Raw genomic sequence first — 22428 nt, 5'->3', positions numbered from 1 at the left:
GTTCGGCGCCTGCGGGGCGCTCGGCGGCCGTCCAAAGCGGGTCCAGACGTCCAGTCTGGACCCGCTCTGGCCAACCACCGATCATCCCCGCATCCATCCGAACGAGAGTACAGATATTTGTGGGACAGGGCACTAGTGGTCAGGGCCCGGTGTCGCTGCTCGGCTGCCGTCCAGCAGCAGCTCCGCCTGCGCCAGCACCTGCTCCGGGCTGATCGACTGCAGGCAGTCGCTGCGGCTTTGGCGGTGGTCCTCGCAGCCGGCACGGCCGCAAGGCACGCACGGCTGGGTGCCTTGCAGGACCGTCACGTTGCCTGCCTGCTGCGCGGCCGCCGAGCGTGCGAACAGCTCCTGCGCCCCAGCTTTCGCCGGCCACGGCGCCCAGCGCAGCGGGTTGGTCGGCCCGAAGATGGCGATCACCGGCGCGCCGGTGGCCGCCGCGAGGTGGGACACCGAGGTGTCCGGACCGATGTAGAGGGCCGCCTCGCGCAGCAGCGCCGCCAGCTGGTTGAAGTCCAGCTGTCCCGAGGCGTCGAGCAGCTGCGGCGGCTGGCCCAGCGCGCGCAGCGGTGCGATGCATTCCTGGTCTCGCCCGCCGCCGCTGCCGGTCAGCACCACCTGTCTGCCCTGCGCCAGCAGCGCCGCAACGAGGCGCTCGAAGTGCGCGACCGGCCACTGCTTGTACGGCCACATCGAAGGCGCGTGCACGACCACGGCGCCGGGCCGGACCAGCTCGCGCAGCGGCGGCGGCAGCTCCCCGGGCGGCGGCGGCACCACCTGCGCCGGTGCCATCGCACCTGCCGCCCATGGCGCCATCAGCGCCTGCCGTTCCGCGGTGACGTGCACGCTGCCCAGGTCGCCGGCGGAAACCACCACATGCTCGAGCGCCAGACGCTTGACCCAGTTGCTGGCGCCGTGCGCGGGAATCACCCCGCTGCGCCGCGGGGCGGCGATCCAGCCCAGGAGGTGGGCGCGGTCGCCCGGGTCGGCGACCAGCGCCAGGTCGTACCGGCGCCACAGCCGGCGGACCAGGGACCGGAAGCCGGTCCAGCCCAGGCGCGCCGGATACTCCAGCAGCCGGTCCAGGTCCGGGTTGCCGTGCAACATGCCGGCCGTTCCGGCGAACGCCAGCACGTCGATGCGCGCCCGCGGCCAGCGGTCGCGCGCTGCCCGCAGCAGTGGCGTGGTGAGCAGGACGTCGCCGATCTGGCGCGTCACGATGATCACCACGCGGCGCATGTTCTCGTCGCGCCGGGCGAGGTCGCGCGACTCCGCCACCAGCAGCGCCAGCAGCGCGGCGAACAGGTGTCCTTCGATGAAATCGAGCAGGAGCGAGTTGAACAGGCTGCCGATGGCGAAGGCGGCGGCGAGGCCGGCCAGCACGGCGCCCACGGGCCGTCCCGCGGTCGCGGCGCGCCGCAGGATGGCGCCGAGCCAGCCGAGGAACAGCGCCAGCGCCACGACGCCGCCGCCGGCCAGCTGCATCACGTACTCGTTGTGCGGGTTGCTGCTGCGCATCCACAGCGCACGGCGCTCGGCCTCCTGCGGCGTGAGACCGGGATAGCGCTCGCGGGCCGCCCGTTCGTGCGCCGTGTCGTAGTTGGCGTATCCCACGCCTGCGAGCCAGTGCCGTCGGACAAGGTCCGAGGAAATCCGGATCAGCTCGATGCGGATGGTGGTTGACGTGAAGCCCCCGGTGGCGGCGGCCGGCTGCCAGCCGGCCAGCGTTTCGCTGACGCGCTCCTCCATGGAGTCCGAACTGAACGCCAGCACGAGCACGATCAACGGCCCGGCCAGCACGGCCATCCAGCGCCAGCCGCGCGGCGCATGCAGCCAGGCCGCGCTGGCCGCCAGCACCAGCACCAGGATGTAGCCGGTGCGCGAATCGAGCGCGAACAGCACCGTGAGCGTCAGGAACGCAGCCAGCCCGCGCAGCCACCAGGCGCCTGGATGGCCGCGCGCCCGCAGCACCAGCAGGAAGGCGCACACGGCCAGCGCGAAGCCGGCGGAGATGCGCCGCTCGCCCACGACGTGCCGCATGGCAGGCTCGAACGTGACGCTCCAGTAGACGAGGGCCAGGAACACGCAGCCCGCGACGAAGGCCCGCAGGAAGACCTGCCGGTCGCGGGCGCGCAGCAGCAGTGCCGCGAGCACCGGCGCCAGCAGCAGTTCCTGGTACTGGTTGATGGCGCGCACGCTGTCGCGCCCGGTGCCGCTCGCGACGAGCGTGTGTATCGCGATCCAGGCGAGCAGCGCGAGTCCGATCGCCATCACCGGGTCGCGCCAGGCCTCGCGGTCGGCCAGGGCACGCGGTCGAGCCAGGACCAGCAGCAGCAGCAGGAACTCGGCGATCGCGACCCCGGCCGACGAGAACGGCAGGAAGAAGCCGAGCAGCGCCAGCGTCGCCGTGAGGCACCAGTCCCACACCTGGGGCCGGCCGCGCGTGACGGCCGGGGCTACGGGTACCGGCGCCGTCATGCGCCTCCGAATTGCAGCGCGTGCAGCCGCGCATAGAGGCCGCCGGCCGCCAGCAGCTCGCCATGGCTGCCGCTCTCGACGATCCGGCCGCGGTCCAGGACCAGCACGCGGTCGGCATGTTCGATCGTCGAGAGCCGGTGCGCGATGATCAGCGTGGTGCGCCCGGCCATCAGCCGCTGCAGCGCTTCCTGGACCTGGCGCTCCGAGGCCGTGTCGAGTGCCGAGGTCGCCTCGTCGAGGATCAGCACCGGCGCGTCCTTGTACAAGGCGCGGGCGATCGCGAGGCGCTGGCGCTGGCCGCCCGACAGGGCCACCGCGTTGTGGCCGACCACCGTGTCGAGGCCCTCGGGCAGCGCCGCCACCACGTCCTCGAGATTGGCGGCGGCGACGCACTCGCGCAGGCGCTGTGCGTCCGGCATCCCGCCCAGCGACACGTTGGCGGCCAGGGTGTCGTTGAACATCACGACGTCCTGGCTCACCAGCGCGAACTGGCGGCGCAGCACGTCGAGCCGCCACTCGCCGACGTCGTGGCCGTCCAGGCAGACCCGGCCGCCGGTGGGCTGCACGAACCGCGGCAGCAGGTTGGCCAGCGTCGTCTTGCCCGACCCCGAAGGCCCCACCAGCGCCACCACCTGCCCCGGCTCGATCGCCAGCGTCACGCCGTCGAGTGCCGGCTCGCCGTCGTCGCGGTAGCGCACGCCGACGCCTTCCAGCGTGATGCGGCCCAGGGCCCGCTGCGGCGCGTAGTCGCCGCCGGTTTCGGCCGGGCTCAGCTCGATCAGGTCGCGGGCCCGCTGCACCGCCGCCAGGCCGCGCGAGATCGGGCTGGCGACTTCCGACAGCCGCTTGATCGGCGCGATCAGCATCAGCATCGCCGTGATGAAGGCCGCGAACGTGCCCACCGTGATGCCGTCACGGCTCTGCCAGAGCGCGATGGAGATTACCGCCGACAGCGCCGCGGCGGCCATCATGTGGGTGAGCGGGGTGATCGAGGCCGAGGCGACGGCCGTCTTCATCGCCAGCCGGCGTAGCGCGGCGCTCAGGCCGGCGAAGCGGCCCGACTGCGCCTCCTGGGCGCCGTGCAGGCGCACCACGCGCGCGGCCAGCACGTTCTCCTCGACGACGTAGGCGAGGTCGTTGGTGGCGGTCTGCGTGGTGCGGGCGATGCGATAGAGCCGCCGCGACACGGTTCGCATCAGCCAGCCCACGGCCGGCACGATCAGGAACACGATCAGCGTGAGCTGCCAGTTCAGGTACAGCAGGTAGGCGAGCAGGGCGACCAGCGCCACCGCGTCCTTGACCAGGCCCATCACGGCGTTCACCAGCAGCGTGGCGCCGTTCTGCACCTCGAACACCACGGTGTTGGACAGCGCCGTGGCGTTCTGCTCGCGAAAGAGCGACAGGCGCGCGTCGAGCACCCGCGCGAACATGTCGTTGCGCAGCCGCAGCAGGCCGTCCTGCGTGATGCGCGCCAGCGCGAGGTCGGCGATGAAACCGGCCAGCCCGCGCACCGCAAACAGCAGCAGCAGGCTGCCCGGCACCAGCCACAGCGGAAAGCCGTCCCCGCGGAAACCTTCGTCCAGCAGCGGCTTGAGCAGCGCCGGCACCAGCGGCTCGAGCGCCGACGAAACCACCGTCGCCAGCGCCGCGATCGCCCAGAAACGGCGGGTGCTCGCGAAGTAGGGCGCGAGCCAGCGCAGGAGGGAGGTGTCGATGCGGATCATGCGTTGCAGTGCCGGCGAGTGGCCGGCGGTCGCCCGGGACGCCAGCAGGTGGGGTGCAATAATGGCCCGATCGACAAACGAGGGATTATGCCGTGCGGGCCGGTGACGGCCGCGCCACGGCGCGCCTCCAATGCCCACCCTGAGCATCATCATCGTCGCCAAGAACGAGGCCATCAACATCGCCGACTGCGTGCGCTCGGCCCGCTTTGCCGACGAGGTGATCGTGCTCGACTCGGGCAGCAGCGACGCGACGCCCGACCTGGCCCGGGCCGAGGGCGCCCGCGTCGTGGCCACCGACTGGCCCGGCTACGGGCCGCAGAACAACCGCGGCATCGACCTCGCCACCGGCGACTGGTTCTTCTCGCTGGACGCCGACGAACGCATCACGCCCCAGCTGGCCGCGGAGATCCGCGCCGCCATCGAACGTGCGGACGTGGACGGCTTCCGGGTGCCGCGCTCCTCCATGTACTGCGGCCGGTTCATCCGCCACGCCGGCTGGACCCCTGACTACACCTGGCGGCTGGCGCGGCGAGGCAAGGGGCGCTTCACCGAGCACTACCTGCACGCGCACCTCGAGGTGCACGGCGCCACCGGCACGCTGCGCCATCCGATCGTCCACTACAGCTTCCGCTCGATGGAGTCGGTGCTGGAGAAACTCAATCGCTATTCCAGCGCCAGCGCCCGCGACATGACCACCGCGGGCCGCAAGGGCTCGCTGGGGCGCGCCGTCGCCCACGGCCTGTGGGCGTTCTTCCGCACCTACGTGCTGCGGCTCGGCTTCCTGGACGGCCGCTGGGGCTTCATGCTCGCCGTCTCCAACGCGGAAGGCACCTACTACCGCTACGTCAAGCTGTGGCTGCTGCAGCGCGAGCCGGAGGCGCCCGCCAAGGCATGAGGAGGGCCTTCGTCGTCCTCACCTACAACCGCTCCGACGCGCTGCTCGCGGTGCTGCGCGCGCTGGCACCGCAGTGCGGGCGCGGCGACGTGGTCGTGATCGCCGACGACGGCTCGCGCGCCGAACACGTCGAGGCCGTGCGCCAGGGCCTGCCGCCGTTCGCCTGTCCGGTGCGGCACGTGTGGCATCCCGACGTGGGCTTCACCGCGGCGCGGGCCCGCAACCTCGGCGCGGCGCACGCGGGCGCAGACTACATCGTGTTCATGGACGGGGACTGCGTGCCGACGCCGCACTTCGCGGTCCAGCATGCCCGGCTGGCGCAAGCCGGCCACTTCGTCAACGGCAGCCGCGTGCTCCTAAGCGAGGGCCTCACGGCCGACGCGATCGCTGGCCGCACCGACCTGGCGCGGCTCTCTTCCGCGCAGTGGCTGCGGTTGCGCTGGCGCGGCGACGTTAACAAACTGACGCATCTTCTTTGCTGGACAGCAGCGCCCGGCCGTGTACAAACCGGGTTTGCCTGGAAAGGCATCCGCAGCTGCAATTTCGGGGTCTGGTATCGTGACCTCGAGGCGGTGAACGGCTTCGACGAAACCTTCAGCGGCTGGGGCCACGAGGACGCCGACCTCGTGCTGCGGCTGCATCGCCACGGATTGCGCCGCAAGAACGGGTACCTGGCGACCGAGGTGTTCCACCTGTGGCACCGCGAGAACAGCCGCGCCGGCGAGGCCGGCAACCGCGAACGCGTCGTACAGCGTCTGCAACAGGGCCTGGTGCGGGCCGCCGCGGGCCTGGCGGAGCTCGCGCCGGGCAGCGCGCGCATAATGGATTTGAACAAATGAAACGATGGAGCAACCGACTAGCATGAACATCCCTGCGCTGTGGCGGCGACGCCAGATGGTGGGCCTGCTGGGCGCCTTGCCGGCGCTGCCCGCGCTCGCCCAGTTCCGGGTCGAGGTCACCGGGGTCGGCCTGACGCAGCTGCCGATCGCGATCGCCCCGTTCCGCGGCGAGGCCGCGGCGCCGCAGAAGCTCGCCGCGATCGTGCAGGCCGACCTGGAGCGCAGCGGGCAGTTCCGCGCCATCGACGCCGCCGCAGCGGCGCTGGACGAGACCAGCCTGCCCGACCTCACGCCGTGGCGGCAGAAGGGCGCCGATTCGCTGGCGTCCGGCAGCGTCAACCGGCTGGCGGACGGCCGCTGGGACGTGCGCTTCCGGCTGTGGGACGTGGTGCGCGGGCAGGACATGGGCGGCCAGAGTTATGCCGTCACGGCCGGCGACCTGCGGCTCGCGGCGCACCGCATCGCCGACTTCATCTACGAGAAGCTGACCGGCGAAAAAGGCGTGTTCTCCACCCGCATCGCCTACGTCACCAAGGCCGGCGAGCGCTACAACCTGTGGGTGGCGGATGCCGACGGCGAGAACGCGCAATCGGCGCTGGCCAGCGGCGCGCCCATCATCTCGCCGGCCTGGTCGCGCAACGGCGCGCAACTGGCCTACGTGTCCTTCGAGGCCCGCAAGCCGGTCGTGTACGTGCACGAGGTCGCGAGCGGGCGCCGCCGCCTGGTCGCCAACTTCCGCGGCTCCAACAGCGCGCCGGCCTGGTCGCCCGACGGCCGCACCCTGGCCGTGACGCTGAGCCGGGACGCCGGCTCGCAGCTCTACACCATCGACGCCACCGGCGGCGATCCACGGCGGCTCACCCAGTCGAGCGGCATCGACACCGAGCCGGTCTATTCGTCGGACGGCCGCACGATCTATTTCGTGAGCGACCGCGGCGGTGCGCCGCAGATCTACCGCATGCCGGCCGGCGGCGGCGCGCCCGAGCGCGTGACCTTCAACGGCTCGTACAACATCTCGCCCACGGTGAGCCCGGACGGCCGCTGGCTGGCCTACATCTCGCGCGTCGGTGGCGCTTTCAAGCTGCAGGTGATGGAGCTGAGCGGCGGCGCGGTGCACTCGATCACCGACACCACGGCCGACGAGAGTCCCAGTTTCGCGCCGAACAGCCGCCTGATCGTCTACGCGACGCGGCAAAATGGGCGCGAAGCGCTGATGACGACCACCCTGGACGGCAAGATCAAGGCCCGGCTGGCCGGGCAAGGTGGCGACTTGCGCGAACCGGACTGGGGTCCGTTCCAGAAATGAACGATTTTTCAGGAGGTATTTGGATGATGAAACGCGTGTTCCTGGGCCTGCTCGTCGCCGTCTTCATGGCGGGCTGCTCCTCCGGCGTCAAGCTCGACGACGTGCCAGTCGAAGACAAGAGCGCGAGCGCGGTGCCGGCCCAGCCCGGCGGTGCGGCGCCAGCGACCGAAAGCCGCGTGGCCCCGGTCGCGGCGGACTCGGCCGCTTCGACCGCAGCAGGTCCGGTGAACGTGGCCCGTCTCGTCTACTTCGACTACGACAGCTACGTGATCAAGCCCGAATTCCAGGCGCTCATCGATGCGCACGCGCGCTTCCTGAAGGCCAACGGCACGCGCCGGGTCGCGCTCGAGGGCCACACCGACGAGCGCGGCGGCCGCGAGTACAACCTCGCGCTGGGGCAGCGCCGCGCCGAGGCCGTGCGCCGCGCGCTGGGCCTGCTGGGGGTCGCCGACAGCCAGATGGAAGCGGTGAGCTTCGGCAAGGAAAAACCGGCAGTGCCGGGCAGCGACGAATCGGCGTGGGCGAAGAACCGCCGCGTCGAGATCGTCTACCGCTGATGGGAGCGCACCGCATCCGTGCCTGGCGCGCCATCGCAGCCGGCGCCCTGGCGGCGGCATGGCTCGGCGCCGCGCCGCTCGCTTCGGCCGCCCTGTTCGAGGACGATGAGGCCCGCCGCGCCATCATCGACCTGCGCCAGAAGGTGGAGGCGCAGCGCCTCGCGTCCGAGCGCCAGGCCGAGGACGCGCGACGTGCGAACGAGGACGCCAACGGCCAGCTGCGCCGCAGCCTGCTGGAGCTGCAGACCCAGATCGAGTCGCTGCGCGGCGAGATCGCGCGGCTGAACGGGCAGAACGAACAGTTGCTGCGCGACATCTCGGAGATGCAGCGGCGGCAGAAGGACCTGGCGCAAGGCGTCGAGGAGCGGCTGCGCAAGATCGAGCCGTCGCAGGTGCAGGTCGACGGGCGCGAGTTCATCGCCGACCCGGCCGAGGCCCGCGAGTTCGAAGCCGCCCTGGCCACGTTCCGCAAGGGCGATTTCCCCGCCGCCCAGACCGCATTCGCGCAGTTCATCCAGCGCTATCCGCAAAGCGGGTTCCGGCCGACGGCGCTGTTCTGGCTGGGTAACTCGCAATACGCGAACCGCGACTACCGCGGCGCCATCGGAAATTTCCGCGCGTTGCTGGCGGCGGCACCGGCGCATCCGCGCGCACCCGAGGCGGTGCTGTCGATCGCCAACTGCCAGATCGAGCTGAAGGACACCGCCGGCGCCCGCCGCACGCTGGACGAACTCGTCAAGGCCTATCCGCAGTCCGAGGCGGCGGTGGCTGCGCGCGAGCGGCTGGCGCGGCTGCGCTGAGCGGCGCGCCGGCTGTTGGCCCTCTTTTTCGGGGAGCGGGCTGGGGTGAGGGCCTTCGGGCTCTCTGCCTAGAATCGGCCATGTCCCCGTTGCATTGCGCATGACCCATCTCGACGAAGCCGCCGACCTGCAGCGCCGCTTCGGCGGCCTCGAGCGGCTCTATGGCGTGCCCGGCGCGGCGGCGATCCGCGCCGCGCACGTCGCGGTCGTCGGCATCGGCGGCGTCGGCTCCTGGGCCGCGGAAGCGCTGGCGCGCAGCGGGGTCGGCCAGCTGACCCTCATCGACCTGGACCACATCGCCGTCTCCAACGTGAACCGGCAGATCCACGCGCTGGACCGCACGCTGGGCCAGGCCAAGGTGCAGGCCATGGCCGAGCGGATCGCCCAGATCCATCCCGGCTGCCGCGTGCATGGCATCGAGGAGTTCGTCGAGCCGGACAACTGGCCGCGGTTGCTGCCCGATGGCGTCACTGCCGTCATCGACGCGTGCGACGAAGTGAAGGCCAAGGTGGCGATGGCCGCGTGGGCCCGCGCCACCGGCACGCTGTTCGTGAGCGCCGGGGCCGCCGGCGGCAAGCGCCTGGCCCACCTGGTGGACGTCGACGACCTCGCGCGCACGACGCACGATCCGCTGCTCGCGCAGGTGCGCTACCGCCTGCGCAAGTTCCACGGCGCGCCAAAGGAGGGTCGTGCGATCGGCGTGCCGTGCGTGTTCAGCCGCGAAGCCGTCGCGCCGCCGGACGCGTCGTGCGCGATCGACGGCGACGGGTCGCTGAACTGTCATGGCTACGGCTCGGTCGTGGCCGTCACCGCCACGTTCGGCCAGTGCGCGGCCGGCTGGATCCTCGATCGCATCGCGAGAGCGCCAAAGATGGCGCTATAATCGACGGCTTTGCTGCAGCGCCAACGCACTGCGGCGGAGAATGCAAGGCGCCGCGAGGCGCCTGGTGCGGGACGTTAGCTCAGTTGGTAGAGCAGCGGACTTTTAATCCGTTGGTCACAAGTTCGAATCTTGTACGTCCTACCAGTTTTCCCGGCAAGGGCCGGTTGCTCGCGCGGCAACCGGCCCTTTTCCTTGGTCGGGGCGCAGGTCACTTCGCCGCCGCCACGCCCAGCGTCAGCTCAGCACTCAGCCCGCCGCCCATACGCGGCCGCAAGGTCAACTCGCCGCCGCAGCGCTCGGCGATGCTGCTGACGATGGAGAGGCCGAGTCCGCTGCCTGAACCCGCCTTGCCGCACCGCCAGAACCGCTGCACGGCCTGAGCGCACTCGGCCTCGGTGAGGCCGGGGCCGCGGTCGAGTACCGCGAAGCTCACCCGATGGTCGCCGCGCCGTTCCGCTCGCAACGTGACCGGCGTCGCCGGCGCCGATCGCATCGCGTTGTCCAGCAGGTTGCGCAGCGCGGACGCCAGCAACCCGCACGGCGCAACCACGGCGACGCCGTCCAGCGAGCCCTCCACCAGCACCTGTCCTGGCCGGCCGAGGGCCGCCTCGGCGTCCTGGATCGCCTCGCGCACGGCGTCGGCCGCGCGGCAGTTCGTGCCGGGCTCGAGGCCCTCGTCGCTTTCCAGCCTCGCCAGGAGGAGCAACTGTTCCAGCGTCCTGTGCATGCGCGCCACGCCATCGTCCGCGTGGCCCAGAGCCTCCTTCGCACCGGCGGCCAGTGGTCGGCCTGCGCTCGCGAGCCGCAACACCTGCAGGTGCGTCTTGATGGCCGTGAGCGGCGTACGCAGCTCGTGGGCCGCGTCGTCCGTGAAGCGGCGCTCGCGCGTGATCGCGGCGCGCACCCGCTCCAGCAGGTGGCTGATGGTGCCGACCAGCGGCGCCAGCTCCTTCGGGACGAGCATGGCCGGCAGCGGCGCATCGTCATCCGCGCGACGACGCTCCAGCAGCTTGCGCATGCGTTCGAGCGGTGCGAGTCCGCCGCCGATGCCGAACCACAGCATCGCCAGGCTGCCGGCGAGCGCCACGGCGAACGGAACGCCCGCCGTCAGCGCGACGTCGCGCAACAGCGTTTCGCGCACGTCGATGCGGTCGGCGGTCGCCACCCGGATCGGCCCGTCCTGCAGCACGTAGGTGCGCCAGGCCTTGCCGCCGAGGATGCGCGTGCTGTAGCCGGCCGGCAGGTCGTCCAGCCCCGGGCTGCTGGCGGTGCGGGCGAGGGGCTGCATCCTCACCTCGCCGCGCAGCAGGCTCACTTCGCAGGCCAGTCCGTCGCGGCCGATCACGTCCGTTAGCGCGGGCGCCGGCGTGCCGCCCGGAACGGGGGAGGGCGGCAACTGCGCCACCAGGCCCGCGACCATGCGCGCCGAAGCCGCCAGGCGGTCGTCGAGCGCCGTGCGCAGTTCGCTGCGCAGGTCCGCCAGCATCCAGGCGGCGACCAGCGACCACAGGACCAGCAGCGAGCCGCCGATGATGACGAGCAGCCGCAGGCGCAGGCTGTTCATGTCGCGTCTCCCAGGCGGTAGCCGAGGCCGCGGACGGTTTCGACGATGCCGGGCCCGAGCTTGCGCCGCAGGTGGTGGATGTGCACGTTCACGGCGTTGCTCTCCACGTCCTGGCCCAGCCCGTACAGGCGATCGCGCAACTGGTCGGTGCTGAGGATCTGGCGCGGATGCTGCAACAGCGTGTGCAACAGCGTCTTCTCGCGGCGCGCCAGTTCCACGGCCTGGCCTCGCAGCCGCACGTCCCCCGTCGCGGGTTCGAAGCTGAGTGCGCCGTGCTCGATGCGGTCGACGCTGCGGCCGGCGCTGCGGCGCAGCAGCGCATGCAGGCGGGCGACCAGTTCGTCGAGCTCGAACGGCTTGAGCAGGTAATCGTCCGCGCCGCCGCGCAAGCCGGCGACGCGGTGGGCGAGCGCATCGCGGGCCGTGAGAATGAGCAGCGGCATCTGCACGCCGCGGGCGCGCCAGCGCTGCAGCAGGTTCATGCCGTCTTCATCGGGCAGGCCCAGGTCCAGCACCGCGACGTCGAAGTGCGACGCTGCGATCGCGGCATCGGCCAGGCGCGCCGAGTCCACGTGGTCCACCGTGAATCCGTGCAGGCGCAGGCCCGCCGCCACGCCGCTGGCGACCAGCGCATCGTCTTCGATCAACAGAACATGCAAGAAAGGGCTCCCACCACAACGGCCGCGCCCCGGGGCGGGGCGCGTCCTTAACACCTGCTTAATCGGTGCCGTTCACACTGGGGCAAACGGAAACGGCATCACATGAAGAATCGCTCTCGCATCCAAGAGTTCCTGCACGCGTGCAGCTGGCTGCTCCTGGCCGCCTGGCTGGCGGTAGCGGCGGGCGCGGCCCGCGCCGAGCCGACGTTCCTCGAACCGGAACAGGCTTTCCAGCTCACGGTGGCACCGGGCAGCGTGGCCGGCGAAGTGCGCCTCGAGTGGACCATCGCGCCCGGCTACTACCTGTATCGCGATCGGCTGACCGTCGCGGCGGCCGGAGGAGAAATTGTAGGAAAGCTGGTGACTCCGCCCGGCGAACGCAAGAACGACCCCAATTTCGGTGAGGTCGAGGTCTACCACGACCGCGTGAGCGTCGCCGTCGACGCCGCAAGCGCCTCGGCGCTCCAGGTCGGATGGCAAGGCTGTGCGGACGAAGGCCTGTGCTATCCGCCGCAGCAGCAGACCGTTTCGCTGGCCGGCATGACGCTCGCCGGCGCGGGCCCGTCCAGCGCCGGCGCACCGGTCGCTCCTGTCGCGGCATCGCCAGCGGCGTCGCTCTGGAGCGACAGCGGCATCACCCGGTTGCTGGGCGAACGCACGCTCTGGTGGACCGTCCCCGTGTTCTTCCTGCTCGGGATCGCCATGACGTTCACGCCGTGCGTGCTGCCGATGGTGCCCATCGTTTCCAGCATGGTCGCGGGCAGCCGCGCCGGCCCCCGACGCGCGTTCGTGCTGACGCTCGCCTTCGTGGTGCCCATGGCGCTGGTGTATGCCGGCCTCGGCGTGGCCGCGGCGCTCGCCGGCGCGGGGTTGCAGGCCCTCTTGCAGAACCAGTGGGCCATCCTCGCTTTCGCCGGCGTGTTCGTCGCGCTGGCGCTGTCGATGTTCGGCTTCTACGAACTGCAGCTGCCGGCAGCCGTGCGCGATCGCCTGGCGCGTGCCGCCCCGCAGGGCGGCAGCATCGCCGGGGCCGCCGGCATGGGGACGTTGTCCGCGCTGCTCGTGAGCCCTTGCATGACCGCGCCGCTGGCCGGCACGCTCCTGTACATCGCGCAGAGCGGCAACGTGGTCCAAGGCGGAGTGCTGCTGCTGGCCATGGGGCTCGGGATGGGGGTGCCGCTGCTCGTGATCGGCACACTGGGCGCCCGGTTCCTGCCCCGGCCCGGGGCGTGGATGGATCGGGTGAAGGCCGGCTTCGGCTTCGTGCTCCTGGTCATGGCAGTGTGGCTGGCGTCGCGGGTCCTGCCGCCGCCGGCGACGCTGCTGCTGTGGGGCGCCTGGCTGGGCACGCTCGCGATGGCGCTGTGGCAACCGGCGGCAAATGGCGCCACCGGCGGGCGCCTCGCGCTGCGCAGCGCCGCCATGCTGCTGGGACTGTGGGGCGGCGCGATGGTCGTGGGCGCAGCGGCGGGCGGGGCCGATCCGCTGCGTCCGCTGGGCCTGCTGGTGCGCGGGCCGGCGGTGGCGCCGGTGCAGGCCGAAGAGGCCGCCGCCATCTTCGAGACCATCAGCGACCCGCGAGTGCTCAAGGCACGCCTGGACGCGGCCAGCGCGGCGGGGCAGCCGGCGCTGGTGGAGTTCTCCGCCGAGTGGTGCACCTCGTGCAAGACCATCGAGCGGGAGGTGTTCGGCGATCCGCGGGTGCGCGAGGCGCTCGGCGGCGTGGTGCTGCTACGCGCGGACGTCACCGCCAGCGATGCGGCCCAGCGCGCCCTCATGCGCGAGCACCAGGTGATGGGGCCGCCCACGGTGATGCTGTTCGACGCCCAGGGCCGCGAGCGCCGCGCGCAGCGGCTGGTGGGCGAATTCCCGGCCAGCGAGCTGCTGGCGCGCCAGCCGGCCGGAGCGCAGTCATGAATGGCACCCTGGCACTCGGGCCGCTGACGTTCACCTACGGGCTGCTGCTGGCGATCGCGGGCGGCCTGCTGGGCTCCTGGGCTGGCCGGCTGGCGGGGCGGGCCGGCGGCGTCGACATCGAGCCGCTGCTGTTTCGGATCCTGCTGGCCGGCCTCATCGCCGCCCGCGTCGCATTCGTGGTGCAGTTCCGCGACGGCTACCTGCAGGACCCGCTCACGATGCTCGACATCCGGGACGGTGGCTGGTCGCCGCTCGCCGGCGTGGCCGTGGCCGCCGCGTATGCGGTGGTGGCGGCCGTGCGCCGCGCAAGCTGGCGCAAGCCCCTGGCCGCGGCGCTGGGCACGGCCGGCGCCGTGTGGCTGCTGGGTGCGCTGTCCCTCTCGATGATGCCCCGGGAGGGCGGCCAGTTACCGCCGCTCGCGGTGCCATCGCTCGAAGGCCCGGAGGTGACGCTTGCCAGCTTCCATGGCAAGCCGACGGTCGTCAACCTCTGGGCCACCTGGTGCCCGCCGTGCCGCCGCGAAATGCCGGTGTTGCGCGAGGCGCAGGCGCAGCGGCCGGACGTCAATTTCGTTTTCCTGAACCAGGGCGAGGCGGCCGATCGCGTCCGCTCGTTCCTGGCCGCGCAGGATCTGCCGCTGCGCAACGTGCTGCTCGACGTGCACGGGCGTGCCGGCATCGAGCTGGGCCATCGGGCCCTTCCGACGACGCTCTTCTACGACGCCCGCGGCCGCCTGGTGGACACGCGCATCGGCGAGCTGTCGCATGCCTCCCTGGGCCAGCGCCTGGACGCACTTTCCACTCAATCCGAAATCCGCTGATGAACTTTTCCCGATCCCCCGCTCGCGGCACGCAACTGCCGGCCCCTCGCGCCATTGCCTTCGCGGCCCTGGCGCTCGTTCCGCTCGCCGCGCCGGCCGCCGCGCCCGAGCCTCCGCCGCCGCTGCGTGCGCTGCAGTCGCAAGGCGTCACCATCGTCGGCACCTTCCCCGCGCCCGGCGGCCTGACGGCGTGGGCCGGCTATGCGGGCCAGCAACCGCTGGCGTTCTACGCCACGCCCGACGGCAAGCACGTCATCGTGGGCACCTTGCTCGACGCGCAAGGCCATGACGTCACCGAGGCGCCGCTGGCGAAGGCGGTGCAAGCGCCGATGACCGCGGGGCTGTGGCAGCAGCTCGAGCGCAGTCACTGGATCGCCGACGGCAAGGCCGACGCGCCCCGCACCGTGTACGTGTTCACCGATCCGAACTGCCCGTACTGCAACAAGTTCTGGGCCGACGCGCGGCCCTGGGTCGACAGCGGCAAGGTGCAGCTGCGCCACATCATGGTGGGCATCCTCACGCCCACCAGCGCCGGCAAGGCGGCCGCCCTGCTGGCCAGCAAGGATCCCGCGGATGCATTGGCGACCTATGAACGCGGCCACGTGGCCGAGAATGCAAAGGTGCTGGGCGCCGGCCGGCCGCGGCCGCTGGACGACGCCGGGCTCAAGCCGCTGGCCAGCATTCCGCCCAAGGTCCAGGCGCAGTTGGACGCGAACGAAAAGCTGATGGCCGGCCTGCGGCTGCAGGCCACGCCGGCATTCGCCTGGCGCGACGCGAAGGGCGCGGTGCAGACCCGCACCGGCGCGCCACCGTCGGCCATGGCGCAGATCCTGGGCCCGCGCTGAGCTTCGGAGAACACTGTGAACGTCCTCACCACCGACATCGTGGTCATCGGCGCCGGCACCGCCGGCAGCACCGCCTTTCGCGAGATCACCCGCGCCGGCCGCGCCGCGCTGTGGATCGACCATGGGCCGCTGGGCACCACCTGTGCGCGGGTCGGCTGCATGCCGTCCAAGGCCGTGCTGCATGCGGCGCACGACTGGTCGCTGCTGCGGAAGCTCGCCGGCGGCGCGCCGGTGGCGGGCACCTCCGCCGACGCGCTCTGGGCGCGCGCCCGCGCCACTCGCGACGCGCTGGCGCAAGGCGCGGCCCAGCGCACGCGCGCGGCCGCCGGCGAGCGCCTGCTGATGGGGACGGCGCGATTCGTCGGGCCGGACGAGATCGACGTCGACGGCCAGCGCGTGCGCGCCCGCGCCTTCGTCGTCGCGACCGGGTCCCGGCCCGTCGTGCCGCCGGCATTGGCGGCCCTGGGTGAACGCCTCCTGACCACCGATAGCCTGTTCGAACTGGAGCGCCTGCCACGCAGCGTGGGCATCGTCGGCCTGGGCGCGATCGGGTTGGAGATGGGCCTCGCGTTGTCGCGCTTGGGCGTGCGCGTCGTGGCCGGCGACCTGCTCGACACCGTGGCCGGCATCGTCGATCCGGCGGTGCGCGAGCGGGCGCTGCAGCGCTTTGGCCGCGAAGTGCCGATGTGGCTGGGCCATGCCATGGAAGCGCAGGCCGTTCCCGATGGCGTACGCGTATCGGCCGGCGGGCAGAGCGAGACGGTCGAGATGGTGCTGGCCGCCATTGGCCGCCGGCCCAACGTCGAGCGCCTCGACCTGGCCCAGGCCGGCGTGGCACTGGATGGCAAGGGCCGGCCGCAGGTCGACGCCGTCACGCTGCGGGCTGGCGGCACCAGCGTGATCCTGGCCGGCGACGTGCAGCCCGACCGGCCGCTGATGCACGAGGCGGCGGACGAAGGGGTGATCGCCGCCCAGGGCGCGCTGGCGCTCCTTGACGGGCGCTCACCCGAGGTCGCGCCGCGCCGGGTGCCGCTCTCGATCGTATTCAGCGATCCCGACGTGGCGACCGTCGGCCTGCCGTTCGACCGGCTGCCGGCGGGCGCGGTCGTGGGCACGGCGGAAGGCTCCGGCAATGGCCGCTCTCGCATCCTGGGCGCGACGGACAGCCTCGTGCGCGTCTACGCGGAGCCCGGCAGCGGGACGCTGGTGGGCGCCAGCCTGATCGCGACCCACGGCGAGCACCTCGCGCATCTGCTCGCGTGGGCCATCCAGCGGCGCGAATCCGCGTCCAGCCTGCTCGAGATGCCGTACTACCACCCGAGCGTGGAGGAGATGCTGCAGTCCGCACTGAAGGACGTCGCATCCCGCCTGGCCACGAATGCCTGACCCCCCGAGTACCCAGTGACGGACGAGACGAGGGAACGCATCCTGCTGCATGCGCCGACCGCCAGCGCGCGGTGCAGCGCGAGGGCTGGGCGTATATCCGCGCCTGAACGGCGGCGGTTCAGTCGGTCGACATGGATCGTCGCTTATGAATGAGCCGAAGCTTGGCTTTGATCAAAAGCCCGACAGCTTGCCTTCTATAAGCTTCGGCTTATCCCTGAACTTCCCGGCGGAATACCATGCATCCCTTCCCCCATCGCTACCACGTCCAGGCCCAGGGCAGCGCCAGCGGCAGTGTCCGCGTGACGACGCAGGACGCGCCCGACCTCGAGACGAGCGCGCCGCCGGAATTCGACGGCCCGCCAGGCTACTGGTCGCCCGAGTCGCTGCTGGTCGCGTCCGTCGCCGACTGCTACATCCTGTCGTTCCGCGCCGTCGCCAGGGCATCGAAACTGGAGTGGAGCAGCCTGGACGTCGACGTCGAAGGCGTCCTGGACCGGGTGGAAGGCGTGTCGCGTTTCGTGCGGTTCACGGTCAAGCCCCGTCTGTCGATCTCCTCGCCCGAGCGCGAAACGCTGGCCCGCACCGTGCTGGACAAGGCCAAGCGCACCTGCCTCGTGACCAACTCGCTGAACGCCGAATGCGACCTGGTGCCGACGGTCACGTTCGCGGAGGCGGCGCCGGCGGCGCAGTGACGTTCGGGCCGCGTCGCGCCGCCTGCCGGCGGCGTCCGCGCGCGGTCACGAATACCCTCGACAGTATCGTGCGGCGCCGTCCGACAGGCGGCCTGCCGGCGGCAGTGCATAAACCGCCAGTCAGCGCAGGAGCGCACGCATGATCTTCAAGCAACTCTTCGAGCCGGTCTCCAGCACCTACACCTATCTGCTCGGCTGTCCGGAGACGGGGCAGGCCGTGCTGATCGACCCGGTGGTGAACTCGATCGACCGCGACCTGCGGGTGCTCCAGGAGCTGGGGCTGCGGCTGGCGTACACGCTGGACACGCACATCCACGCGGACCACATCACCTCCGCGCGGGAGTTGAAGCAGCGCACCGGCAGCCGGATCGCCGCACCGGCCATCGACCGGCTGGATTGCGTTGACGTCGGCATCGAGGAAGGGCCGCCGCTGGAGGTCGGCTCGATCGGCGTGCGGGGCTTGCACACGCCGGGCCACACCGACGGCCACTTCGCGTTCGTCGCTGGCGAGCGCGTCTTCACGGGCGATGCGCTGCTGATCGACGGCTGCGGCCGCACCGATTTCCAGAACGGCGACGCGGACACGCTGTATCGCTCCGTGACTGGCAAGCTGTTCAGCCTGCCCGGCGAGACGCTCGTCTATCCGGCGCACGACTATGCCGGACGCCACGTGTCCTCGATCGCACAGGAGAGGGCCCGCAACCCGCGCCTGGGCGGCGGCAGGACGCTCGAGGAGTTCCGGCAGATCATGGGCTCGCTGAACCTGCCTTATCCCAGGTTCATCGATTACGCGGTGCCGGGAAACCGCTCCTGCGGCGAGTGCCCGGCGGACCTGCCGCAGGAACTGCAGAAATACTGCGGGCAGATGGCGCAGAGCCCGCAAGGCTGATAGCGGCATTGCTGTCGCCGGGCCTCCTGCGCGGCGGCGAGGTCGACGAAGTAGTCTCACCTGCCTCGATCGAAGCCGGGCGACCCGCTGCGAAACCCGACCGCGGGTTCGCAGCGGTCACTCGGCCCGGCATCCGGGCTCGGAGTCCAGGAACGTTTCAGGAACGGCACGCCGCCATGCTTGTCTCCAGCGGGTGCCGCGGCGCCTGCGTCGCCACTCCGATCAACCAGCGCGCCGGCAGGCGCATCAGGAGAAGCAGATGGCCGTTCATTGCGAGACGAACAACGTGGTCGAGCACGAGGATGGCGGGGCCTGTCCTCATCCGGTATCGCTCGAGACGATCGAGCTGATCGAGCACGCGCTTGCTGCGATGCTGCGCTCCCTGCGGCCGCGGGACGGCGACCGCGCGCCCGGGGAGGCCGGCGCTATCGAGTACGACTCCTGGCTGCGACTGCTGCGCTGAGCCGGCGGAGCGCCGGCCGAAGCCGTCTGGTTACGCCGGTTGCACGGCAACGCTCCCGGTCGCTTGGCTGTTACGCGCGCCGCAACCATACTCCACCCCCCCTGAACCCGTGCAAGGAGACATGAAATGCCCAAATACGTGATCGAACGCGATCTGCCCGATGCCGGCAAGCTGTCGCCATCCGACCTGCGCGGGGTCGCCCAGAAGTCGTGCGACGTGCTGCGCGACATGGCGCCTCGGGTGACGTGGCAGCAGAGCTACGTGACCGACGACAAGATCTTCTGCGTCTACATCGCCGACAACGAAGACGCGGTCCGCCAGCACGCCGAGCGCGGAGGCTTCCCGGTCACGCGCATCTCCACCGTGCGGGCCGTGATCGACCCGGCGACCGCGGAATAGACGCACGTTCGGGCGTACCGAAGCGTGTGACGGCCCTCACTGCCCGGGGTGTCCCGGCGTCACGGCAGGTTTCCAGCCGCTAGCGCTTCGGCCGCAGCGCCGCGATCGCGGCGCGCAGTTTCTCGTTGGCCTGTTCGCGCAGGAGCCTGGCTTCGGCGGCCAGGCCCTCGGTCGGCGGCGGCTCCTCGAGCCGTTCGAAGAGCAGGTGCGTGAGCGAGCGTTCCGCGGCGCACGCCTTGCGTTCGGCGTCGCGCCATTCGGACAGTTTGGTGTGCAGGGTCTGGGGCATAGCGCGCGAAGCCACCTCCTCGGAGATTCGTCGCCGTCGCGATTTGCGGCTGCGAGACTGTAGGCCGCGCGCCGGGGGCGGACAAGGGACCCGGCCGGCGCCGCGTCGCGCCTGTCACAACCGACTGGATGAAGCTTCAGACGCCCGCGCGCCGCGCGCCCGTGCTCCGTTGCGGCGCCACGCGGGTTTGTTGTGCACGGGCAAGCCCATGCTTATCCACAGCCTTATCCAGCGGCGCTGTTGCAAATTAATTTGAGGGCGATCAAGAAACGCGCGCCCGCGGGGCCCGGACCACCTTCAGAACGGCGCCAGTTCGGCCTCGGGCTCGGCCACGGCGGCGGGCGCGGCCGGGCCGTCCTCCATCTCGCCGCCCAGCGCGTCGAGCAGGTCGGGCAGCAATCCGGTGAGTTCGCCGGTGAGGATCGCCACATCGGTGTCGAAGCCGTCGTCGTCCTTGCCGCCTTGCTGCACGCCGTCCATCACGACGTCCAGCAGCTTGAGCTTGCGCAGCTGCGCCGACTCGCTCAGGACGAACGACACGCGGTCGCTCCAGGTCAGCGCCAGCTGGGTCGGCACCTTCCCGGCGGCGATGTGCTGCGGCACCTCGTCGATCTCCAGCGTATGGCGCGAATAGCGCACCGTGGACTTCTGGTCGTCGGGCGTCTTCAGCTCGCAGTCGCGGTCGACGGTGAATCCCACCGGCGCCTCGCGCGTGGACAGCCAGTGCGACATCGACGCCGCGGCCGAACTGTTCGTGCGCACCGGCTTGACCGCGAAGGGGGCGCCGCCGACCTTGCTCAAGGCCTCGACCAGCGCCGTCACGATCTTGTCGGCCCCGGAGAGGCTGCCGCTGTCGACGACCAGGAACCGGTTGGCCGGATCCAGCCAGAGCAAGGTGCTCGATCGCTTGGTGAACGCGCGCGGCAGCAGCTCGAAGACGATTTCTTCCTTGAATTCCTTCTTCAGCTTGGCGCCGACGCGCTCGTTGCCGGTTTCCTGCCGGTACTTCTCGATGCGCTCCTCGAGCGCCGCCTTGACCGCGGAGGCGGGCAAGGCGCGCCGCTCGGTGCACAACCTCAGGATCAGGTGGCCGCCGACCATCTCGGCGAGCGCCACGCTCTTCCTGCCGCGGGGCGGCACCCACCCGGCGGAGTCGGTCTGGGTGGCGCCGCAAGGCAGGAAGCGGGCGGACTGCAGGGCTTCTTCGAGGGCGTCGAGGGAGGGGAGGACGAAGCCCGGATCGATTCGGTAGTAGGACGCGCTTTTGAACATCGAGCGGTGGGTGATGACGGCGGCACGGCCGCCGTCGGTCAGGAAGACGAGCGCGCGATTCTACGGCCGCCCCCCCGCCGGCGCCGCGGCCGGCGGGCGCGCTGCGGTCAATTCACAACAGGGCTGCCGCAGGGGTGTTGACAAGTCGCCGCGGCTGCGGGCGGCGGCCCCGCCCGGGCCGCGCGGGATGTCCCGAAAGGGCGCCGCGCTCAGCGCTGGCAGGCCCCCAGCGACAGCGCCACGGTGCCCGCGCTGTACCGGTTCTGGTCATACGTCCTGGTGCCCGTGTTGTAGTCGTGTCCGATCTCGTAGAACGTGCCGGTCAGGGTCGACAGGTTCAGGCGCGTGCGGTTGATGCCGGTATCCACCCAGCCGTCCGCATGGGCCTGCGTCACGATCAGGTTGAAGTAAAGCTCGTTTCCGACCAGCGTCGCGTGTCCGGTCGCCACCACCGGCTCGTCGGGCGGGGCGAGGAGGCCGCCGGCCACCGAGTAGGTGGTGCCGCCGAGATTCGTGACGTCGAACTCCATGACGAAGACCACGGGGGTAACCGGGCCCTGGTCGCGCGTCGTCAGCGTGTTGACCGCGCAAACCTTTCCCACGTAGCTTTGCGCCATGGACAGCATCGGCAGCAGCATCAGCAGGCCAAGAAGCAGGTGGCGCCACGCGCGGGCGAAACCGGGCTGCCGGGACGGACCATCGGACATGTGAGTTCTCCAGGTTGTTGTGTCCGGACGGTGGCTCCAACGGCCGGGCATGTCCTTGAGCCTGATCAAGGTTGCAACGCCCCCCGCCGGAAGGCACACCTCAGCGGTGGCCGAACGGGCTGGCGCCAGGGCTGGGGACGGGCGCGCGCAGGCCCTGCAAGGCTTCCTCCAGCGGGCCTGCGCGCGCCGGCGACGAGGCGGGAAGGCTGGCATGGGGCGCGAAGGGGGCAGCGGCGGCCGGCGCGGCAGCGGCAGGCGGCGGCCGGCCCGCAACGGCCGCGAGCGCACCGGCCGAGCCGGGTGTCGGCGCCGCGGCGGCACGCGCCGCGAGGGCCTGCGCCAGCGCGCGATTTTCCCGCTCCAGGCCCGCGACCCTGCCACGCAGCGCCTGGTTCTGCCATGCAGTCCAGGCGAGCAGCGCCGCCAGGGCGAGCAGCAGGGCGCCGGCGACCCACCAGCCGGTTGGCGCGTCTGCCCGTGACCCTGGCGCGGACCTCATGCCGTCATTCCGGCAGGCGGTCGGTGGTCGAAGCAGCGGCGGGCGCCGGCAGCGCCAGCCTGGCGTCGAGCACCACCCGCACGCAGTCCTTGATGTGTTCCTCGCCCAGATAGCGCAGCGCCGTGTAGCCCATGAGCGCCGACACCGCCTGCCCCGCGATCGGGACGTACCTGGCGGCCTGCTTCGCCGCGATGCGCTTGCCGGCGGCCTGCGCCATGCGGACGACGAGGTCGCGGGTGATGAACTTGCCGACCAGCATGGAGCCGACCACCGCCACGGCCTTCTGCACGTCGTCGCGCTTGTGCGCCGGCAGCCGGTCGATCTGCTGGGGCGTGAGGCCGAACTCGGCGTTGATGGCGGGAACCAGGCGCGAGAGCAGGGCGGCGTCGACGGCCCAGTCCACCCCCGGGACGGGCACGGCGCTGGCCGCCGCGCCGAGCAGGGCCCGGCGATTGAGGAGCTTGCGGGCGCGGCGCACGGCCCCTTCCAGGACCGGATTGCCTCGCGCGAGTTGGAGCGCGCTGGTCATGGCGGACATGATGGGGCG

The 22428-nt window shown here is 71.4% G+C and carries 23 protein-coding genes and 1 tRNA gene; 15 read left to right on the top strand and 9 right to left on the bottom strand.

What is annotated here, in order from left to right; all coding sequences use genetic code 11:
- Positions 1 to 132 precede the first annotated feature (132 nt).
- Positions 133 to 2475, bottom strand: coding sequence for a glycosyltransferase family 9 protein (locus tag RAMLITH_RS02445; RefSeq protein WP_168105731.1), 2343 nt, complete (start codon positions 2473 to 2475; stop codon positions 133 to 135).
- The gene (gene msbA / locus RAMLITH_RS02440) at positions 2472 to 4199 is read right to left on the bottom strand and encodes a lipid A export permease/ATP-binding protein MsbA (RefSeq protein ID WP_168105730.1); all 1728 of its coding nucleotides are present in this window, start codon (positions 4197 to 4199) and stop codon (positions 2472 to 2474) included. The genes RAMLITH_RS02445 and msbA overlap by 4 nt, the downstream gene beginning before the upstream one ends.
- Before the next feature lie 130 nt (positions 4200 to 4329).
- Between msbA and RAMLITH_RS02435 the strand changes: the two genes are divergently transcribed.
- The 7 genes from RAMLITH_RS02435 (at position 4330) to RAMLITH_RS02405 (ending at position 9623) form a co-directional block, all read left to right on the top strand.
- A complete protein-coding gene (locus tag RAMLITH_RS02435; protein WP_168105729.1) occupies positions 4330 to 5094 on the top strand; it encodes a glycosyltransferase family 2 protein in 765 nt (254 codons plus the stop codon).
- Complete coding sequence (locus RAMLITH_RS02430; protein WP_168105728.1) at positions 5091 to 5933, top strand: glycosyltransferase; 843 nt, start codon at positions 5091 to 5093, stop codon at positions 5931 to 5933. The genes RAMLITH_RS02435 and RAMLITH_RS02430 overlap by 4 nt, the downstream gene beginning before the upstream one ends.
- A 22-nt stretch (positions 5934 to 5955) precedes the next feature.
- On the top strand, positions 5956 to 7239 hold the full coding sequence (gene tolB, locus RAMLITH_RS02425) for a Tol-Pal system beta propeller repeat protein TolB (protein ID WP_420376883.1): 1284 nt from the start codon (positions 5956 to 5958) through the stop codon (positions 7237 to 7239).
- Between the two features lie 23 nt (positions 7240 to 7262).
- The gene (gene pal, locus RAMLITH_RS02420) at positions 7263 to 7796 is read left to right on the top strand and encodes a peptidoglycan-associated lipoprotein Pal (protein WP_168105727.1); all 534 of its coding nucleotides are present in this window, start codon (positions 7263 to 7265) and stop codon (positions 7794 to 7796) included.
- The gene (gene ybgF / locus RAMLITH_RS02415) at positions 7796 to 8596 is read left to right on the top strand and encodes a tol-pal system protein YbgF (RefSeq protein WP_168105726.1); all 801 of its coding nucleotides are present in this window, start codon (positions 7796 to 7798) and stop codon (positions 8594 to 8596) included. The genes pal and ybgF overlap by 1 nt, the downstream gene beginning before the upstream one ends.
- Before the next feature lie 100 nt (positions 8597 to 8696).
- A complete protein-coding gene (locus RAMLITH_RS02410) occupies positions 8697 to 9479 on the top strand; it encodes a tRNA threonylcarbamoyladenosine dehydratase (RefSeq protein WP_168105725.1) in 783 nt (260 codons plus the stop codon).
- Between the two features lie 68 nt (positions 9480 to 9547).
- Positions 9548 to 9623, top strand: a tRNA-Lys gene (locus tag RAMLITH_RS02405).
- A gap of 64 nt (positions 9624 to 9687) precedes the next feature.
- Here RAMLITH_RS02405 and RAMLITH_RS02400 read toward each other — a convergent pair.
- Together RAMLITH_RS02400 and RAMLITH_RS02395 are read right to left on the bottom strand one after the other, a co-directional pair.
- Positions 9688 to 11043: an ATP-binding protein gene (locus tag RAMLITH_RS02400; RefSeq protein ID WP_202883222.1), complete on the bottom strand. Its 1356-nt coding sequence runs from the start codon at positions 11041 to 11043 to the stop codon at positions 9688 to 9690.
- On the bottom strand, positions 11040 to 11702 hold the full coding sequence (locus RAMLITH_RS02395) for a response regulator (protein ID WP_168105724.1): 663 nt from the start codon (positions 11700 to 11702) through the stop codon (positions 11040 to 11042). Before RAMLITH_RS02395 ends, RAMLITH_RS02400 begins: the two co-directional genes overlap by 4 nt.
- 102 nt (positions 11703 to 11804) lie before the next feature.
- On the opposite strand from RAMLITH_RS02395, the gene dsbD reads away from it, so the two are divergent.
- From dsbD to RAMLITH_RS02355, 8 genes are all read left to right on the top strand, one after another.
- On the top strand, positions 11805 to 13619 hold the full coding sequence (dsbD, locus tag RAMLITH_RS02390) for a protein-disulfide reductase DsbD (protein ID WP_168105723.1): 1815 nt from the start codon (positions 11805 to 11807) through the stop codon (positions 13617 to 13619).
- Positions 13616 to 14440, top strand: a complete 825-nt coding sequence (locus tag RAMLITH_RS02385; RefSeq protein WP_168105722.1) for a TlpA disulfide reductase family protein — start codon at positions 13616 to 13618, stop codon at positions 14438 to 14440. Before dsbD ends, RAMLITH_RS02385 begins: the two co-directional genes overlap by 4 nt.
- Complete coding sequence (gene dsbG / locus RAMLITH_RS02380; RefSeq protein ID WP_168105721.1) at positions 14440 to 15285, top strand: thiol:disulfide interchange protein DsbG; 846 nt, start codon at positions 14440 to 14442, stop codon at positions 15283 to 15285. The genes RAMLITH_RS02385 and dsbG overlap by 1 nt, the downstream gene beginning before the upstream one ends.
- Positions 15286 to 15300: 15 nt before the next feature.
- Positions 15301 to 16671: a dihydrolipoyl dehydrogenase gene (locus RAMLITH_RS02375; RefSeq protein WP_168105720.1), complete on the top strand. Its 1371-nt coding sequence runs from the start codon at positions 15301 to 15303 to the stop codon at positions 16669 to 16671.
- Between the two features lie 236 nt (positions 16672 to 16907).
- Positions 16908 to 17363: an OsmC family protein gene (locus RAMLITH_RS02370; RefSeq protein WP_168105719.1), complete on the top strand. Its 456-nt coding sequence runs from the start codon at positions 16908 to 16910 to the stop codon at positions 17361 to 17363.
- A gap of 139 nt (positions 17364 to 17502) precedes the next feature.
- Positions 17503 to 18252 (top strand): MBL fold metallo-hydrolase, encoded by a 750-nt coding sequence (locus RAMLITH_RS02365; RefSeq protein ID WP_168105718.1) that lies wholly within the window; start codon positions 17503 to 17505, stop codon positions 18250 to 18252.
- Between the two features lie 259 nt (positions 18253 to 18511).
- On the top strand, positions 18512 to 18715 hold the full coding sequence (locus RAMLITH_RS02360; protein WP_168105717.1) for a hypothetical protein: 204 nt from the start codon (positions 18512 to 18514) through the stop codon (positions 18713 to 18715).
- 126 nt (positions 18716 to 18841) lie between these two features.
- A complete protein-coding gene (locus RAMLITH_RS02355) occupies positions 18842 to 19114 on the top strand; it encodes a DUF4242 domain-containing protein (RefSeq protein WP_168105716.1) in 273 nt (90 codons plus the stop codon).
- A 79-nt stretch (positions 19115 to 19193) separates the two neighbouring features.
- On the opposite strand, the gene RAMLITH_RS02350 is transcribed toward RAMLITH_RS02355, so the two are convergent.
- The 5 genes from RAMLITH_RS02350 to RAMLITH_RS02330 all read right to left on the bottom strand — a co-directional run bounded on the left by RAMLITH_RS02350 (position 19194) and on the right by RAMLITH_RS02330 (position 22410).
- Positions 19194 to 19403: a hypothetical protein gene (locus RAMLITH_RS02350; protein ID WP_168105715.1), complete on the bottom strand. Its 210-nt coding sequence runs from the start codon at positions 19401 to 19403 to the stop codon at positions 19194 to 19196.
- A gap of 297 nt (positions 19404 to 19700) precedes the next feature.
- A complete protein-coding gene (locus RAMLITH_RS02345) occupies positions 19701 to 20675 on the bottom strand; it encodes a recombination-associated protein RdgC (RefSeq protein ID WP_168105714.1) in 975 nt (324 codons plus the stop codon).
- Positions 20676 to 20884: 209 nt separating this feature from the next.
- Positions 20885 to 21382, bottom strand: coding sequence for a hypothetical protein (locus RAMLITH_RS02340; RefSeq protein WP_168105713.1), 498 nt, complete (start codon positions 21380 to 21382; stop codon positions 20885 to 20887).
- Between the two features lie 100 nt (positions 21383 to 21482).
- The gene (locus tag RAMLITH_RS02335) at positions 21483 to 21881 is read right to left on the bottom strand and encodes a hypothetical protein (protein ID WP_168105712.1); all 399 of its coding nucleotides are present in this window, start codon (positions 21879 to 21881) and stop codon (positions 21483 to 21485) included.
- 4 nt (positions 21882 to 21885) lie between these two features.
- Entirely contained in the window at positions 21886 to 22410 is a 525-nt protein-coding gene (locus RAMLITH_RS02330; protein ID WP_168105711.1) for a hypothetical protein, read from the bottom strand.
- Between the last annotated feature and the right edge of the window lie 18 nt (positions 22411 to 22428).

Origin of the sequence: Ramlibacter lithotrophicus, from assembly GCF_012184415.1 — a bacterium.
GTDB classification, from domain to species: domain Bacteria; phylum Pseudomonadota; class Gammaproteobacteria; order Burkholderiales; family Burkholderiaceae_C; genus Ramlibacter; species Ramlibacter lithotrophicus.
This window is presented reverse-complemented; position numbering and strand designations above follow the sequence as displayed.